Origin of the sequence: Paenibacillus sp. NPDC057967 (assembly GCF_042887015.1) — a bacterium.
Lineage (GTDB): Bacteria > Bacillota > Bacilli > Paenibacillales > Paenibacillaceae > Pristimantibacillus.
In genome coordinates this window covers 478,970-495,444 of record NZ_JBHVQB010000006.1, presented here as the reverse complement: position 1 = coordinate 495,444, position 16,475 = coordinate 478,970, and the positions used below count along the sequence as shown (strand labels likewise).

Below are 16,475 nucleotides of genomic sequence, written 5' to 3'. Positions count from 1 at the left end.
CTTAATTGTATGTTTTTATAGGAAACGTAGCAAGAAAAGAACCATTATAAACGTTACGGAAATGAGAGTGCAAGATGGAACAATTACAATTGATCGCCACTTCCCCGATGGGGCTTGAAGCCGTCGTCGCCAGAGAGTTAAAAGAACTTGGCTATCATGACCTTCAAGTGGAGAATGGACGCGTCAACTTCAAGGGCGGACCTGAGGACATATGCAGAACGAATCTATGGCTTCGTACCGCTGGCCGGATTCTTATTAATATGGGTACATTCAAAGCAACGACGTTCGACGAGCTGTTCGAAGGAACGAAAGCGCTCGACTGGCCGGACTGGATTCCCGAAAATGGGGAATTCCCGGTAGAAGGACGTTCCCACAAATCCCAGCTGTCCAGCGTGCCTGCATGTCAGAAAATCGTCAAAAAAGCAGTTGTCGAAAAAATGAAGGATCGCTACGGCACAGAATGGTTCGATGAAAACGGCGGCAGATACGTCATTGAAGTATCCTTGCTCAATGACGAAGCGCTGTTGACGCTGGATACATCCGGCGCAGGTCTACATAAGCGTGGATACCGCCTCGTCTCCAACGAAGCTCCGATTCGTGAATCGATGGCGGCGGCACTTATTCTGCTAAGCCGCTGGCGTCCGGAGCGCCCGTTCTACGATCCATTCTGCGGATCGGGAACCTTCCTCGTGGAAGCAGCCATGATTGGCTGGAATATCGCTCCTGGCTTGCGCCGCAACTTCAACAGCGAGCGTTGGGACCGCATTCCGGCAGAGCTATGGAGCGCCGCGCGTGAAGAAGCGTTCGATGCAGTCAAAGACGACATTCCACTTCAAATTGCAGGCTCTGATATCGATCCAAGATCGATTGAAATATCCGAGACTGCGATCAAACGCGCAGGATTCGCAAAGGACATCCAAGTGAGCGTCCTCCCTGTCGCGAAGGCAAAGCCGAAGGGCGACTATGGCGTGATCATTACGAACCCGCCATACGGCGAGAGACTAGGCGACGACCTCGAAGCAGAGGCAGCTCTGCGCCAGTTCGGACTGATGACGCTTCATTATCCAACTTGGTCCGTATTCGCCATCAGTCCGTCCGATCAGGTCGAGCACTATATGGGTCGTCCAGCCGATAAGAAACGCAAGCTGTTCAACGGCCGGATTCAGACCGATTATTATCAGTTCTTCGGTCCGCTGCCTCCAAGGGAGAAGCGTCAATGATTCATCCAATGGCCGAAAGCATAGGGCCAAACAGCAACAAATCTTGGCTTCGCCGTGCGCTCGGCTTCACTCTGCGCGTGTTTGACCGCTGGGTAGCACTCGATTTGCTTCTTTTTGTTATCGCCATGGGGCTAAAAGTATATTGGTTCAACAAGCTGCTGTCTGTCCCCTACATGGATATGACGGATGCAGACAAAATCATCGAGACAGGTGCGATCCTGCTAGCCTCCTTCTGGGCGCTGCTTCTGCCAACGCGCGGAAGGCTGATCGCCTTGATCTCGCTTAACTTGCTCCTCTCCTTCATTCTGTATGCCGATGTGATCTATTATCGCTACTTTCAGGATTTGATCACCGTGCCGGTGCTGCTTCAGCTCGGACAAGTAGAATCGCTTGGAGGAAGCATTCATACGCTGATGAAACCGGAAGACTTTCGGTTATTTGCGGATGCTTTGATCATTATTTTGTATGCAGTGTATGTGCTGTGGAGGGGTCGTACGGACTTAGCCAATCGGCTCTCCTCCATCACCCGTGCCATCCGCTGGCGGAGAATCGGCATTCGAATCGCGTGCAGCGCAGCCGCATTTATGCTGGGCTTCTCGCTTTTTTTCACCAACTTAAATCATGCGACGGATACATGGGCCAAAGGGTTGTTCGAAAAAAACTGGTGGAATTTATCCATCTACAACGTTGCAGGCTCGCTTGGATTCCATGGATACGATGTGTATCGTTACGCCAAGCTGAACTGGTTCAATGCAGAGCCTGTTTCGGCGGAGCAGCGTTCAGATACGCAGCGCTTCATGGAAGAACGTGCAGCGGCCAGAGACGAGCTTGAGCGAAGCGACAGTCTGTTCGCCGCCTATAAGGACAGCAATGTGCTTATGGTTCAAGTGGAATCGCTGCAGGCGTTCATGATTGGCCAATCTATTGGCGGCAAAGAAATTACGCCCGTTCTCAACGAGTTAATTAAAGAAAGCGCGTACTTCTCGAACTTCTACCACCAGACCGCTCAAGGACGCACATCCGACGCCGACTTCGCCGTCAATTGCTCCTTGCAGCCGATGAAGAGCGGTTCCGTCTTTATTCAGTACGCTTCGCATGAATACGCCTGCTTGCCGTCGCAGTTGAAAAACGAAGGGTACAGCGTCAATGTATTCCACCCTTATCAAGGCGGCTTCTGGAACCGCAACGTCATGTACAATAAGATGAAATACGATCAATTCTACAGCATGAAGCATTACGAAATGGATGAGCGTCTGGGATGGTCATTAGGAGACAAATCGTTTTACCGGCAATCGATGGATGTCATTGCGGAATTGCCCCAGCCATTCCATTCTTTCCTGATCTCTCTCACTAGCCACCACCCGTATTCGCTTCCCGCTGCCGAGAAGCTGCTCGATACGGAGGAGTTGACCGGCACGATGATGGGCGACTATTTGCAGGTGGTCCACTATGCGGATGCGGCGCTGGGGGAGCTGATCGATCGTCTGAAATCCGAGGGGCTATGGGACAATACGATCTTCGTGCTTTACGGGGATCATGACAACTCCATTCAAAATTGGGAATGGTATACCCGCTTTATGAAGGACACCTCTAACGAGATGGAACGCGAGCAGCTGATCAAAAGCGTTCCTATGCTGATCCATCTTCCTGACGGGGCTCATGCGGGCACGTATGAAAAAGCCGGCGGTCAGTTGGATGTAACGCCGACTCTCATGCACTTGCTGGGTCTGTCGACATCCGAGCCCAAATGGCTGGGATCGCCTTTGCTGACCGGGCAGCAGGAGGAGACACGGATCGTAACGCAGCGGTACGGCTCCTGGACAGATGGTCACCGCTATTACATTCCTTCGGCTGACGGCTTGTCTGCGAACGGAAAATGTTATACCGCAGATAACGGAGAACTGCTCGACTCGGCAGCCTGCCTCCCGATGACGGAGTCGGCCCAGCTTGAGCTGATGATGTCGGATCGGGTCGTCATCGGCAACCTGCTTCGTACCTTCAAAAACAACGGTGCGGTCGAAGCGATCGCAGATCCTGCCAAGCCGTAATTTAGCAAAAGAGGTCAACCGGAACGATCCGGTTGACCTCTTTTTTGCGGTTTTCGGGTTAGTGGCTATCCAAGCAGCTTCAGAGCCTGCATGCTTCAAACACAAGGCATTCACGCTTCCCGCGCTTCCGCAGTTTAAACGGTTCGACCAACTTGCATGGCAACCCTACACAAAATTCAAGCCGGCGGGATAAGGCGTCGGAATCGGCAGCAATCGCTTCAGTATTTCCCGTTGCTCCTCTGTAATCGACGGTATGTCCCATGCAGCATCGAACAGCAGCGATATCCATTCGTTCTGATTCAACGTTAGCTCTGCTTGATCCACTTTTAGCCGGACAGCCTCCGCTTCTCCGGAGGGAACCGCCACATTCTGCACGGAAACCAGACTCGTCGCTTCTGCGTCGATTTCCACTAAGTAAGGTGTTATGCTCTTCCAAAAACGCTCCGGACTCACGATCCGTATCGTGCCGGACTGGGTGCCATCCGCGTATGGATAACGATCAAGCTTCTCTCTCCAAGCATGTTCATGCCAAGGAACAGTGACATCCAGTTCTTCGGCCATTCCGCTTCTAAGCGCATGAAGCAGTATTTGTTCCAAAGCGCCTGCGTCGCCCGCTCCTTCCACCATGAAAGGAACCGCATCCGTAGCTTGCTTGCCTTTCACCGCCAACACGGTATAAGCGATGATACGGTCATCCCGGACTGCCACGAGCACGCGATGCTCCAGCTTATAAATACCCGCTATCGCCTCTGCTTGCATTAGCATGCCTGTCTCGAAGAGACCGCGTTCATATCTGACGGCGGTCTCCTTATATAAGCTGTGAATCTCGAAGCGATCACTCTCCATACCTTCACGGAAATGAAGGCCTTCCGCAGTCGGCGCAGCTATGGAAGCTATGCCTGCATGCAGCCGGTATCTTCGCGTCGAGCCAAAAGGCTTGCAGCCGTTGCGTGCATATAGCTTGCCCGCCCCTGATATATATAAGTGAGAAGCCCCGGATGCCTCCATATGCGCAAATACGCGATCCAGCAGCAAGCCGGCGTAGCCCTTACCTTGATGCTCCGGGTCGGTACATACCGACCCTAAAGCAAACATCGGAACCTCCGCCTTGCCGATCCTCAGCAGATGAGGCACCAGTCCCATAAAGGCGACCAGACTGCCCTCCACGTATAGGCCCAGCGAGCTCTGGAAAGCTCCAGAAAAAATCGGCGGGAAGGCGTCCGCCATCGACGAATGCCCCGGCTCTCTGAATATACGATTGGCTAGCGCCGCCGCTTCCTTGAGATCGGCTTTGTTCATCGCACGAATGTCCACATCATCGGCTCCTTCTCATACAAGGTTGGTCTGGTTGGGTGTATCTTGTTGGGTTGGTCTAGCTGGATGTATCTTGTATCTTGTTGGATGTATCTTGCTACTTTACTTGCTCAAAAGCCATCACTTGCTGTCGCTAGATTGCCTTGTCATAAGACAACCTGCCAATCAAACGTTATCTCTTTCAACAGCCGCCTGACTCTTGCTAATACTGTCAGCTTCCTCGCGTAACAGCTCCTCACGAAGGTCCGGTGGCAGCAGGAAGTCGAAGTCGCAGCCCAGATGAGCTTGCAGCACACGCTCGTGGAACAGCAGGCCGTAGCCACGGTCGTAATGCGGCTTCGGCGCCGACCAGCCGCTTCTTCTAATCGCGAGGTCTTCCTCGGCCACATGAAGCTGCAGCCGCTTCGCCTCAATGTCCAGCTCAATCTCATCGCCGGATTGCACAAGCGCCAGCGTTCCGCCGACTGCCGCCTCCGGCGAGACATGCACGATCAGCGCTCCGTAAGACGTGCCGCTGATCCGCGCATCCGATATACGAACCATATCCCGAATGCCTTGCTTCAGCAGCTTCGCCGGAATCGGAATCTGGCCGATCTCCGGCATGGCCGGCGCGCCTTTCGGTCCCGCATTTTTCAGCACCAGCACGCTGTTTTCGTCCACATCCAGGTTTGGATCGTCGATTCGCGCAGCGAGGTCCTCCGGGCTGTCAAAGACGACTGCTTTCCCCTTATGCTTCTTCAGATGCGGGGAGACGGCCGTCTGCTTGATCAAGGCGCCGTTTGGCGCCAGATTGCCCTTCAGCACGGCGATTCCGCCTTGCGAGTCCAGCGGCTCGACCATCGGACGAATGACATCCGGGTTCCAGGTACGCGGCTCTGTTGCCAGATTCTCCTTCATCGTCTTGCCCGTAACAGTCAGACAGTCTCCATGCAGGAGCGGCTCCAGCTCCTTCATCAAGGCCGGAACACCTCCCGCTTCGAAGTATTCCTCCATCTGATATTTGCCCGACGGGCGCAGATTCAATAGGAACGGGGTCTGTGCGCTAATCCGGTCGAATGTCTCCAGCGGCAGCTTGAAGCCAAGCCGTCCAGCAATGGCCACCAGATGAATGATTGCATTCGTCGAGCCACCGCTCGCCATCGTAATGCGGATAGCATTCTCCAGCGCGTCCATCGTCATAATGTCGCGCGGACGAATATTGCGGCGCACCAGCTCAACAATCTGTTTGCCAGTCGCTTCGGAGATATGTCTGCGGCGGCTGTCAGGGGCGGGAATAGCGGCGCAGCCGGGAAGCGCCATGCCGATGGCTTCCGCGATGGACGCCATCGTGCTTGCCGTGCCCATGACCATGCAATGGCCGTCGCTGCGACACACGGAATTCTCCGCAGTTGCCAGCTCCTCGTCGCTCAGGTTGCCCGCCTTATGCTCCAGCGTAAAGCCGTAACAATCCGTGCAAGCGCCGAGGCTTCGGCCTTGCAAACGGCCGTTCAGCATCGGACCGCCCGTCAGGACGATAGCCGGAATGTTCGCGCTTGCCGCCGCCATCAGTTGGGCGGGCACGGTCTTATCACAGCCGCCGATCAGCACGACGCCGTCGATCGGATGCGCCTTCATCATCTCTTCCGTATCCATCGCCATCAGGTTTCGCAGCAGCATGGTCGTCGGCTTCACATACGGCTCGCCGATAGAGATCGTCGGGAATTCCATCGGCAAGCCGCCAACTTGCCAAACGCCTCGCTTCACGTAATCGACAAGTTCATTAAAGTGGGAATGGCATTTGTTCAGCTCGCTGAATGTATTGCAGATGCCGATGACTGGCTTGCGAAGATCGTCTTCGGTGTAGCCCATCGATTTGGTGAACGAGCGATGAATGAATCCCCACAAGTCCTTTTCGCCAAAATAGCTCTCACTCTTCACTGCCATTCTCCTCCTGTATGCTCCGTCTGTTAAAACCCAAGAATGGTCGGCGTATCGCGATGCAGAATCGATTCGATCGTCTCATCCGTTACGCGCGGCATCTTCGTCCCTTCTGCCGGTTCGTTAATGCGTTGCATCGCGTCGATCATCCGGTCCGGCGTAAAAAAAGGATAGTCCGAGCCAAACAGAATTTTATGCACCGAGCCGTACTCCTGCGCCGATACAAGCGCATTGTAGAACTGCCACGGCCTGCTGCCGAGCGCGGACACATCCATATATAAGTTCGGGTGCTTGCGGACAAGCGAGATGCATTCATCAATCCATGGATGACCCATATGCGCTACGATCATTTTCAGCTTTGGAAAAGCTCTTGCAATGGGGTCCAGCATCGCCGGGCGCGATGCGTCCAGATAGCCCTCCGGCACAAAAGATGTGCCTTGATGCCACAGAATCGGCACGTCCAGCTCCTCGGCCTTCGCATAGAGGGGAAAATGCTCCTTCGTATCGGGATAAAAGTTTTGGTAGATGGGCCCCAGCTTAAGTCCTTTCAAGTTCAGCTCTCTGATGGCCGTCTCGAACTTGATGACAGCGTCGGGGTCGTTCGGATCAACGCTGGCGAACCCAAAGCGCTTTGTGCTGTCCTTGGCGCAATACTCCGCGACATATTCGTTCGGCACAACCAGGCCGGTAGCATAAGCCGCCATCGCCAGTACGATGGAGCCGCTGCAGCCGGCAGTCGCTTCCTCATGCATCTCGGGTGTCGCCAATATTTCCATATCCGGTCCCCATGCGCGCTTGATGGCCGCTTCAGTGGGGCCGCTGCACATACCGGGTCCGAACAGGTGAGTATGGCTGTCGAAGATCATCGCCAGCCCCCCCTATTCGCTAACCATGCGATTCGTGATCGCACCCAGCTTTTCGATGGACACCGTAACGACATCTCCGTCCTTCAGGTAGACTCGTTTCTCCGGCGGGTATCCCAGCACGACGCCCTCCGGCGTTCCTGTGAGGATGATGTCGCCCGGCTTCAGCGTCATGCAATGGGAGACATAACTGATGATTTGCTTGCAGTTGAAGATCATATCCGAAGTGTTGGAGCTTTGGCGAAGCTCGCCGTTCACCGTGCAGCTAATCGCAAGCGCATTGGGATCGCCCACTTCATCCGCGGATACGAGGTAAGGGCCGATCGGCGAGAAGCCGTCGCAGGATTTGCCCGCCAGCCACTGGCTGGTGCGCATTTGCAAGTCGCGTGCCGACAAGTCGTTCGCCGTACAATAGCCGAATACATAATCCAGCGCTTCCTCTTCGCTTACATACTTGGCTGTGCGCCCGATGACAATGCCAAGCTCCGCTTCGTAATCCACCTCGCTCGACGTCCTCGGCAGCGGAACGTCGCTGCCATGTCCATTCAGCGTGTTGTTGAATTTGTTGAACAGAATCGGGTATGCCGGGATCGGCATGTTGGACTCCTCCGCATGCTTGCGGTAGTTGAGCCCGATGCAGATCAGCTTCTCGGGTTCGGTAACGCATGGACCGATGGATAGCTCCTCTTCGTGATTCAGATAGGCGCGGTATAGCTCAGGGCCCTCCGACTTCAATTGTGCGATGAACGCCTCTACCGCTTCACGGGTGCTGTCCCCGCCTGCAATCACTTCTCTGACGGTGGTTGGAATCGGCTCTCCGGCAGCGCTGCCCTGCACGGCTGCTGCCAAATCGAGCACGCCCTCTTCCGTTTTTACGCCTGTCCGGTATACCCCATCCTTCATAAAGGTCATTAGTTTCATCGTTATACCTCTCCTTTTCTATCACGGTATGATTGCGCTGCAAACGGGCTTGATATCTGAACCTCTATCTGACATGGAAAACATACATTCACTGCGATTATGCGAGGTGCCACGCCTGAAAGTCGAACGCTAGTTCAGTTATCAGCATTGGGATGAGTGAGCCATCCGTTCTCTGCCGCAGCTATGCGTTTTTGCCGAAAACAAGCCCTCCATCCACATAAAACGGCGAACCCATGACAAAGCGCGATTCGTCGGAAGCGAGGAACAGCGCCGCATGGGCCACATCCTCGGGACGGCCGAGCTCGCCGCTCAGCTGTCTTCGCTTGATGGAAGCCTTCGCAGCTTCCGGGTCGGCGGAACGGCTCAAGTATCCCTCGACAAAAGGGGTCATGATCGTGCCTGGCAGCAGCGCGTTGACGCGTATGCCGTATGGCGCGTAATCAACCTGCATCGCTTTCGTGAGCGAGAGGACAGCGCCTTTGGAGGCCGTATATGCCGCTCTTGCGGATACGCCCATCTCGGCAATGCTGGATGACATATTAATAATCGAGCCTGACCGGCTCTCCATCATATAAGGCAAGACGGCAGCCGCCGTCATGTATACCCCGCGCACGTTAACGCGTATGACGCGGTCCCACGCATCCGGCTCCACTTCATGAAGCGCGCCGACATGGCTGATGCCCGCATTGTTGAACAGCACGTCGACTCGGCCATATGCCGCTACCGTCTCGGCCGCCAGCGCTTTCGCCGCCTCTTGCTCCGTCACATCGCATGTCACATGGATCGCCTTGCCGCCCAATGCTGTGATCTCATCCGCTGCTTGCTGCCCTCTCTCGCGATCCAGATCCGCAATGACAACAGCCGCCCCTTCCGAGGCGAAGAGCAGCGCCGAGCTTCGCCCGATGCCGGAGCCGGAGCCGGTAATAATCGCAACCTTGTCCCTCAAGCGCATAACCAGTACCTCCTTGTTGTTAAGGTCCGAATCGTCTGGAAGGCGTCCCCGTCACGCCCGGCTTCGCCATAAATACGCCGCCTGCATGGGGATATAAGGCATGCTCGTCTTCCGACAAGACGACTCTCGCCGTCGTGATATATAATTCATCAAGGCGTGCGCCGCCGAATACGCAGGATGTGACGTAAAGGGCCGGCACTTCGATCTCCGCCAGCCGCTTGCCGGTATCGGGATCAAAGCGCGATACTTTGCCGCCTCCCCAATGCGCAATCCAGAGCATGCCCTCGTTGTCTATCGTCATGCCGTCGGGATAACCTTCCTTCGACGGCCATTTAATCACCGTCTCGCGCCCGCTAATTTCGCCTGTGCCGCTATTGTAACGGAATCGGTCTACCGCAAGCTTTAACGTATCGATATAATACATGCATCCCTTGCTCTCATCCCAAGCCAAGCCGTTGGAGCAGCCCACTTCCGTTACGACGCGCGCAGGCTCTCCGCCTCGCTCCAGCCGGTAGAGACTTCCTTGATCCTTGGCGTAGCCTGTGCTCATCGTGCCTGCCCAGAGCCTGCCGGCAGGATCGCATTTAGCATCGTTGAACCGGTTATCCGGCATCTCCGCTTCGATGAGCGCAATGACATGCAGCGCTCCCGAATCGGGGTAATAGTTGTAAATGCCGTCCTCCAGCGTCACGATAAGCGAACCATCCACGGCTGGTATTACGGCACTTACCCGCTTGTCAAAGCGGTGCATCCGATGATTGCGGGAGACTGTGTCGTACACATGCAGCGCTCTCCCGTCTATATCTACAAAATATAATTGATTGGTTTCGGCGTCCCAGTGCGGTCCTTCACCTAATGCAGCCCGGGCATCAAGCGCCAAATTTACGATTGTCGTCATCGCTTCCCTCTCCCCTGCTCATGCTGTCCGCTGTATGCCGGCCAACCGGACAAGGTTGATACTCGGCTATGCGGCTACCTCACAATTCGCTGCCGTTCGCCAAATGTCCTCCATCCACCCGCAGCGTTGTTCCTGTAATATAGGAAGCTTCGTCCGATGCGAGGAACAGAAAAGCATTCGCAATCTCCGTCACGCTGCCTCCGCGCTTCATCGGAGTATGCTCCGAATACGCCGGCAGGCCGTTCTCTTCGCGCAGCTTGCGATCGAGCGGCGTATCGACGAAGCCCGGCGCGACCGCGTTGACGCGGATGCCATAACTAGCAAGCTCCACTGCCATCGATTCCGTCAGCAAAATGACCGCTGCCTTCGACGCATTGTAATGGGCCAGCTCACCGCTGGCGGACAGTCCGTTCTTGGAGCTCATATTGAGGATGGCGCCTCCCGTCCCCTGCCTCGCCATGCAATCCGCCGCCAGCTGTCCCAGACGGAAGACGGCTCGAACATTAACGTCAAATACGGCTTCCCAACGCTCCATGGAGATGCCCATGAACGGCTCGCGGAAGGCGATTCCGGCGTTGTTGACCAGAATATCAACCCCGCCGAATCGGCCGAACGCGGCTGCCGCCGCATGCTCCAGCTCCGGAAGGCTGCGCAGGTCGCAGACCTCTGCAACTGCGCGTCCCCCATACGAAGCCAAGCTTTGAAGCGCTGCCTCCAATTCACCGCCGTCACGGTCAATCAGCACGACGCTTGCGCCTTCTTGCAGGAAGCGCTCGGCGATCGCGAGGCCGATGCCGCGCGCAGCGCCTGTCACTACCGCTCTTTTCCCTTGCAGCCTCATGCCGGTTCGCTCCTTCATCCGTGTGCCTTACAGCACGCCGTATTTGTCATACACTTCGCGCAGCGTACGGCCCTCCAGCAGCTCGTCACGCGTATGATTCTCGCGTGTTACCTTATCCATTGCGCGCTTGAACACGTCATCGACCAAGGCTTGCGGGATTACAACTACGCCGTCACGGTCTCCGAAGATAACGTCGCCCGGATGCACCATCACGCCGCCGCATAACACCGGAATATCATAGTCGATCACCAGGCCTCTGCCCTGCGAGTCGACCGGCTTCGTGCCGGTTGCGAATACCGGGAAGTCCAGCTCTTCGATTTTTTTCGTATCGCGGATGAGGCCGTCCACGATCGCGCCTCTTGCGCCGCGCATCTTCGAAGCGGTGGATAACAGCTCGCCCCATAGCCCGTTCTGCTTCGACTCGTTCGTACAGCCGATAACCACTTCGTTCGGCTTCACGCTATCTACCGCTTCGATTTCTTTCGCATACGGGTCCTCCGGCACATAGTGCACATCCACAGACAGGATCGTTTTCGCACGGCCTGCCACTACCCAATCGTTAACGATCGGATTAATATTTTCGCGCATAACTTGATTGCGGTAGCCTAGCTCATCCAGCGTGTCGGAGATCACTGCCGCGTATAACAAAGATTCCATTTGCTCAAACAGTTGTTGATCGTTCATGTTCAATACCCTCCAGTTGTGATGTTCATATTATGATGCGCGTGCTGAACGCCATTTCGTTCGGCTGGCATGACCTCACGGCTGACATTCAGCTCTATATTATCCTTGTGCAGCATATAGCCGCCTTCCTCGAAAGCAGCGTCGGGACAATGAAACCGGCCGCCATCAAAGGTTACGCCGCTTGCCAGATACGCATGGGACGCGCCGTCCAGTTGGACATGCGCCGTCTCACTGTCGGCTGCCCGGCTTATGTAGCCCATCAGCCGCCACTCCGTCGATCCTTGTGTCTCGCCACTCGCTTCCCGTCTCAAAAAGACCTTGCCAGCATTAGTGCCGCTTAAGCGCGCGCCGCCTGCCACCTCGACTCGCTTCGCTCCTTCGCCAACCATCGCGACGCCGGTATTGTCCATGCTACCGCCTGTAAATCTGAAGCCGGAACCAGCTACGGTTACCGCATCGGATTGCTCGCTTGCTCCCTGCCATTCGCAATCGCGGAAGCTCAGCTCGCCCCCGCCCTCGAAGCGGTTCCCATCGAGGCCGAGAAAGCGGCATCGTACGAATTGAAGCTTGCCGTCTACCCCCTCATACGAGAGCCTTCGTCCCTTCGTGACGGTGAAGGAGCTGTTCTCCGCCACATTCGGTCTTGCGGAGCGATCCGATACTTGCACGAATCGGACCATCGCCTCCGCTGTGCAGTTCTTCATCTGGACGCCGTCCGCATTCAGCCAGAACGAGCCCGTGTTAGCCGAATTTTCTACTCCGTCTCGCCTAAAGACATGCACGTCCTCCAGCGTCAGATCCGTCACCTTCCGATGGGCGATGAACCAGGAGCCGACATGCTGCTTCACCGTAATCCGCTTGGCGCTCTCGCCCCAGGTCGGTCCGCTGTTGGCAAAGGACATCAGTCCGGAGTTGCCTACATACGTCAGGTCATGCTCATATTGCCCATGCGTCACGAACGCGCCCAGATCGTCGCCGTCGGCATGGCAGTTCTCCACGTAGCCATAAGCGGAGCCTGTAAAGTCATTCAAGTGTCTGCCATTGCTCGTGAGGCAATCTCTGACCACCCCATACAAGCAGTAGATTTGCTGAGTCAAATAGCCCGTGCCGCCGATCAGCACTTCGACGGGATTGGTCAGCTTGCACCGCTCTGTCACATAGTGGGAGCAGTAGCGCCGCATAATGACGGGCCAAAATGTTCGGTAAGCGTCAATGTCTGAGACATGGCATTCCGCCGCATACTCGTAGGCCACCGGATGAGAGCCCGTAGCCATCGTCGTACCCGCCCCGTGGAATTTCATGCTGCGGACGGATGCCCCGACAACTGGCTCCACCTTGCGGTAGCTGATCTCCCGTCCAGGCTCCAGCCTCCAACCGTTTTTATAATCGAAGCGCACGCGGCCATCATCCATGACCTCGGTTACCCGCAGCATCTTCTCCAGCTCGCGCTCCGCCCCGCCGCTGAGACGATCGCAGCGAACGATCCACCAATCTCCAGTCGTGAATGCTTCCGAATCGGCAACCGGGAATCTCTCATCCATCTCCGCAAGCGGCTCCGTCAGCCGAATCGTCTGCTCCACATCGGTAAGCTTGCCTCTAAACAATAGCAGCGCGGCAAAAGGATCATTGTCAGGCGCATCCTCCATGCCATCCGTATAGGCCGAGAAGCCCCAAAAATTCAGTTCAATGCCGCTTCGGCTGAACTCATGGCGCCTGATAAAGCGCAAATCCGAGCCTGCCTCGATCCGGCGGATGGAAGGATCGTTCACCATGGCGTCCAGAGCGTCGTCCGCAGCCCGATCGGCATCGAAATGTCCGAACCAGCTGAAGCGCCCTACTCCGTCATGTCTGACCTGCCACCGTCCTTCTCCTCCGTCCTCAGGCGCATGGACGGTTCCTCCGTTATCCGGGGCACTACATGCCGGCGACCAGTACACTAGCTTAGCCCCCGCATCTCCCGCCTCTTCATACCCTTCAATCCAGACAGAACCTCCCGCTATCCGGCTCTCCTTCGGCAGCGCCTTCAGCTCCTTGACGGTCGGCACCCGGATCATGGACGCTCCGGCATTGTAGTCCATGATGAAACCTCCTTCTATCTTGTGTGGATAGAGAGAGGAGAGCCGGCATATCGCGACTCTCCACCCTCATCTATTCGATTAGTTATTATCCGCCTTGAACGTAACGGATTGACCTCTTGCCTCTGTTACTTGCTCAGCGTAGAATTCAAAGATTTCTTTGCCGCCGTATTTGGTCATCAGCTCTTCGCGGTACTTCGGCCAGTTGGACGCATCCTTCTCGTCATAGATAATCTTCACTTGAAGCTCGTTCATTCTGGCGCGCAATGCGCCGAGATCCATGCCTTCCTTGACGACCATGCTAGTGCCTACGGATGGAACGATCTTATAGGAAGTAATTGTGTCTACAATCGCGCGGTCGCGGTCGGTTACGTTCGGATCGGCTACAACAACACCAAATTCCTCCGGACCAGAGATTGGCGTGAACCAGTTGTAGACGGACAGGAAGTTCCCATTGTCTGTAATATTGGATTTGATCGCGTCTTGATTCAACGTAATGGTCGAGCCGTCACGCGTATATTCTGAACCATCGCGGCCGTAGTGCGTAAGCAGGAATCCTTCCTCTCCTGCAAGCCAATCCAGAATTTCCACAGAACGACTGATCGCCTCTTCCGATGATTTGGAGCTTAGCAGGAACGGATTGCCTGGCACCGGATCGATATATGTGCCTGTGTCCGCGAACGGATCAAACGGCATCCAGTTAGCGTCAGCGTTGCCTGTTACTTCTTTTGTTTTCATCTGCAAGCCTTCAGGGTTTTGATCGAAGGCCAGGTTTTTGCCGAAGCCAAGAATGATGCCCACTTTGCCTTGAACGGCTTTTTCGATTTGCTGGCCGTTTTTGTTCAGTAGCCAGTCTGGATCTACGACGCCGGAGCCGATCAGCGCCTTCGTATCTTCCAGCACCTGCTGCATTTTCAGATCGGTACGGGTATCGACAAATTCATCGCCTACAATGTTGAAGTCGCCGAACAGGCCGTTTTTGACGTAGGTCGGGAATTCAAGCGACATGTTCGTGCCGTTGCCAAATGCGGTAAAGCCGTAAGTATCCCTTTTGCCGTTGCCGTCCGGATCGTCGTTTGTGAATGCCTGCATCACGTTCAGCATATCGTCATACGATTTTGGCATTGGCAGTCCGAGCTTATCCAGCCAGTCTTGACGGATATAGTAGGAACGGTAGAAATATTTTTCAAATGGAATCGGCGCTCTAGCAAACTGGCCTTGTACCTGATACTTCGGAAGCGCGTCTTCGCTTACCCAATACTTGAAGTAGTTCGGCATATTCTCAGGCGTGACAATGCCTGTCATATCGCGCGCAATGCCGTCCTTGATGTACTGGTTGGAGGAAATGCCGTCGATGAAAAACACATCCGGGATGTCGCTCGACGCCACCATGGAATTCAGCTTGTTCTGATAGTCCTGGCCGAACGGCATATAGTTGATTTTCAGGTCGACGTTGAACTTCTCATCGATTGCGGCTTTCACAAAGTCTTGGTCGCCCTTCGGAAGAATCGCATCGGCCGAAGCGGTTACGAACCAGTTCAGCTTGATCTTCTCCCGTGTCGGCTCCGATGTCTCGCCCCCGGCATTCGAGGATGGCTGCGAGGACGGCTCCTGATTCGACTTGTTGTTGCCGCTGCATGCTGTCAGTGTAAGGATGATTGCCATAAGCACCAATAATAGCGATTTGGTTCCTTTCATGTTGCATGACCTCCTAAAGTATGAGTTAGGTTTCAAGGTTTCTGCTCTTTCCTTACTGCGGCATTGCTCTTCTCTCTCTAATAGAAGCTAGCGCGTAGGCGCCCGGACATTCCCCCTTCATCTGCTTCCCTGTTGTGATTACCCCTTGACAGCTCCAAGCAGCATCCCTTTAATGAAATATTTTTGTAGAAAAGGATACACGATAAGGACCGGAACAATCGCGACGACAACCGTCGCCATCTTGATCGATTCGGGAGGCAGCGCGCTCAATTGCGTCTGCGGCACGGCCAGCTCCTGGCTGACGCTCGGCGTAATAATCATGTTCCGCAGCACAACCTGAAGCGGGTAGAGATCCCGGTCATTCAGGTACATAATGCCGCCAAAATAAGCGTTCCAATGATTGACGCCATAGAACAAGCCCAGCGTCGCCATGATCGGCATCGACAGCGGAAGCACGATGGACATCAAGGTCCGCGCGTCGCCGCAGCCGTCTACCTTGGCCGCCTCTTCTATCTCCGGCGGCAACGATTCAAAGTAGGTTTTCATAATCAGCAGGTTAAAGGTCGAGACCAAACCCGGAATAATAAGCGCCCATAGCGTATTCATCAGGCCAACCGCCTTGACGGTCAGGAAGGTCGGAATCAAGCCGCCCGAGAACAGCATTGTGAAGATCAGCGCAAGCAGGACGGGATTCCTTCCCGGCAAAAATTTCTTTGAAAGCGGATACGCAAGCAGCGTCGTAACAAGCAGGTTCAGCACCGTACCGCACACGGTAATGAATACGGTAATTTGCAAGGCGCGCGGCACTACTCCGCTGCTGAATATCGCTTGGAAAGCGTCAAATGTAATTGTTTTCGGTATTAGCAGGAATCCGCCGTTTTTGAGCACTTCCGTATAAGGTGTAATCGAGACGACAAATACGTAGTAAATCGGGAACAAGGTCGCAATACCGAATAGTGCAAGCACCAGGTAGATAATTCCGTCCGCCACACGGTCAGACAGCGATTTTTTGAACAGGAACGGCATGCTCCACCACCTCCAGCC

The 16,475-nt window shown here is 55.0% G+C and carries 13 protein-coding genes; 2 read left to right on the top strand and 11 right to left on the bottom strand.

What is annotated here, in order from left to right; translation table 11 throughout:
- Positions 1-74 precede the first annotated feature (74 nt).
- Both ACFVSO_RS18390 and ACFVSO_RS18385 read left to right on the top strand, forming a co-directional pair.
- On the top strand, positions 75-1,220 hold the full coding sequence (locus ACFVSO_RS18390) for a THUMP domain-containing class I SAM-dependent RNA methyltransferase (protein ID WP_387476177.1): 1,146 nt from the start codon (positions 75-77) through the stop codon (positions 1,218-1,220).
- The gene (locus ACFVSO_RS18385) at positions 1,217-3,268 is read left to right on the top strand and encodes an LTA synthase family protein (protein ID WP_387476175.1); all 2,052 of its coding nucleotides are present in this window, start codon (positions 1,217-1,219) and stop codon (positions 3,266-3,268) included. The genes ACFVSO_RS18390 and ACFVSO_RS18385 overlap by 4 nt, the downstream gene beginning before the upstream one ends.
- A 165-nt stretch (positions 3,269-3,433) precedes the next feature.
- Here the strand turns inward: ACFVSO_RS18385 and ACFVSO_RS18380 are convergent, their stop codons facing one another.
- The 11 genes from ACFVSO_RS18380 to ACFVSO_RS18330 form a co-directional block, all read right to left on the bottom strand.
- Positions 3,434-4,582, bottom strand: coding sequence for a GNAT family N-acetyltransferase (locus tag ACFVSO_RS18380; protein WP_387476173.1), 1,149 nt, complete (start codon positions 4,580-4,582; stop codon positions 3,434-3,436).
- A gap of 165 nt (positions 4,583-4,747) precedes the next feature.
- Positions 4,748-6,499, bottom strand: coding sequence for an IlvD/Edd family dehydratase (locus tag ACFVSO_RS18375; RefSeq protein WP_387476171.1), 1,752 nt, complete (start codon positions 6,497-6,499; stop codon positions 4,748-4,750).
- 29 nt (positions 6,500-6,528) lie between these two features.
- Positions 6,529-7,365, bottom strand: coding sequence for an amidohydrolase family protein (locus tag ACFVSO_RS18370; protein ID WP_387476169.1), 837 nt, complete (start codon positions 7,363-7,365; stop codon positions 6,529-6,531).
- 12 nt (positions 7,366-7,377) lie between these two features.
- A complete protein-coding gene (locus tag ACFVSO_RS18365; RefSeq protein ID WP_387476167.1) occupies positions 7,378-8,283 on the bottom strand; it encodes a fumarylacetoacetate hydrolase family protein in 906 nt (301 codons plus the stop codon).
- A gap of 181 nt (positions 8,284-8,464) precedes the next feature.
- The gene (locus ACFVSO_RS18360; RefSeq protein WP_387476165.1) at positions 8,465-9,235 is read right to left on the bottom strand and encodes an SDR family NAD(P)-dependent oxidoreductase; all 771 of its coding nucleotides are present in this window, start codon (positions 9,233-9,235) and stop codon (positions 8,465-8,467) included.
- 19 nt (positions 9,236-9,254) lie between these two features.
- Entirely contained in the window at positions 9,255-10,133 is an 879-nt protein-coding gene (locus ACFVSO_RS18355) for an SMP-30/gluconolactonase/LRE family protein (protein WP_387476163.1), read from the bottom strand.
- Between the two features lie 79 nt (positions 10,134-10,212).
- Positions 10,213-10,974, bottom strand: coding sequence for an SDR family NAD(P)-dependent oxidoreductase (locus tag ACFVSO_RS18350; protein WP_387476161.1), 762 nt, complete (start codon positions 10,972-10,974; stop codon positions 10,213-10,215).
- 27 nt (positions 10,975-11,001) lie between these two features.
- The gene (locus ACFVSO_RS18345; RefSeq protein ID WP_387476158.1) at positions 11,002-11,658 is read right to left on the bottom strand and encodes an RraA family protein; all 657 of its coding nucleotides are present in this window, start codon (positions 11,656-11,658) and stop codon (positions 11,002-11,004) included.
- Positions 11,659-11,660: 2 nt separating this feature from the next.
- A complete protein-coding gene (locus ACFVSO_RS18340; RefSeq protein ID WP_387476156.1) occupies positions 11,661-13,736 on the bottom strand; it encodes a hypothetical protein in 2,076 nt (691 codons plus the stop codon).
- A 78-nt stretch (positions 13,737-13,814) separates the two neighbouring features.
- Positions 13,815-15,431, bottom strand: a complete 1,617-nt coding sequence (locus ACFVSO_RS18335; protein WP_387476154.1) for an extracellular solute-binding protein — start codon at positions 15,429-15,431, stop codon at positions 13,815-13,817.
- 138 nt (positions 15,432-15,569) lie between these two features.
- Positions 15,570-16,457, bottom strand: coding sequence for a carbohydrate ABC transporter permease (locus tag ACFVSO_RS18330; RefSeq protein ID WP_387476152.1), 888 nt, complete (start codon positions 16,455-16,457; stop codon positions 15,570-15,572).
- Positions 16,458-16,475: the final 18 nt, after the last annotated feature.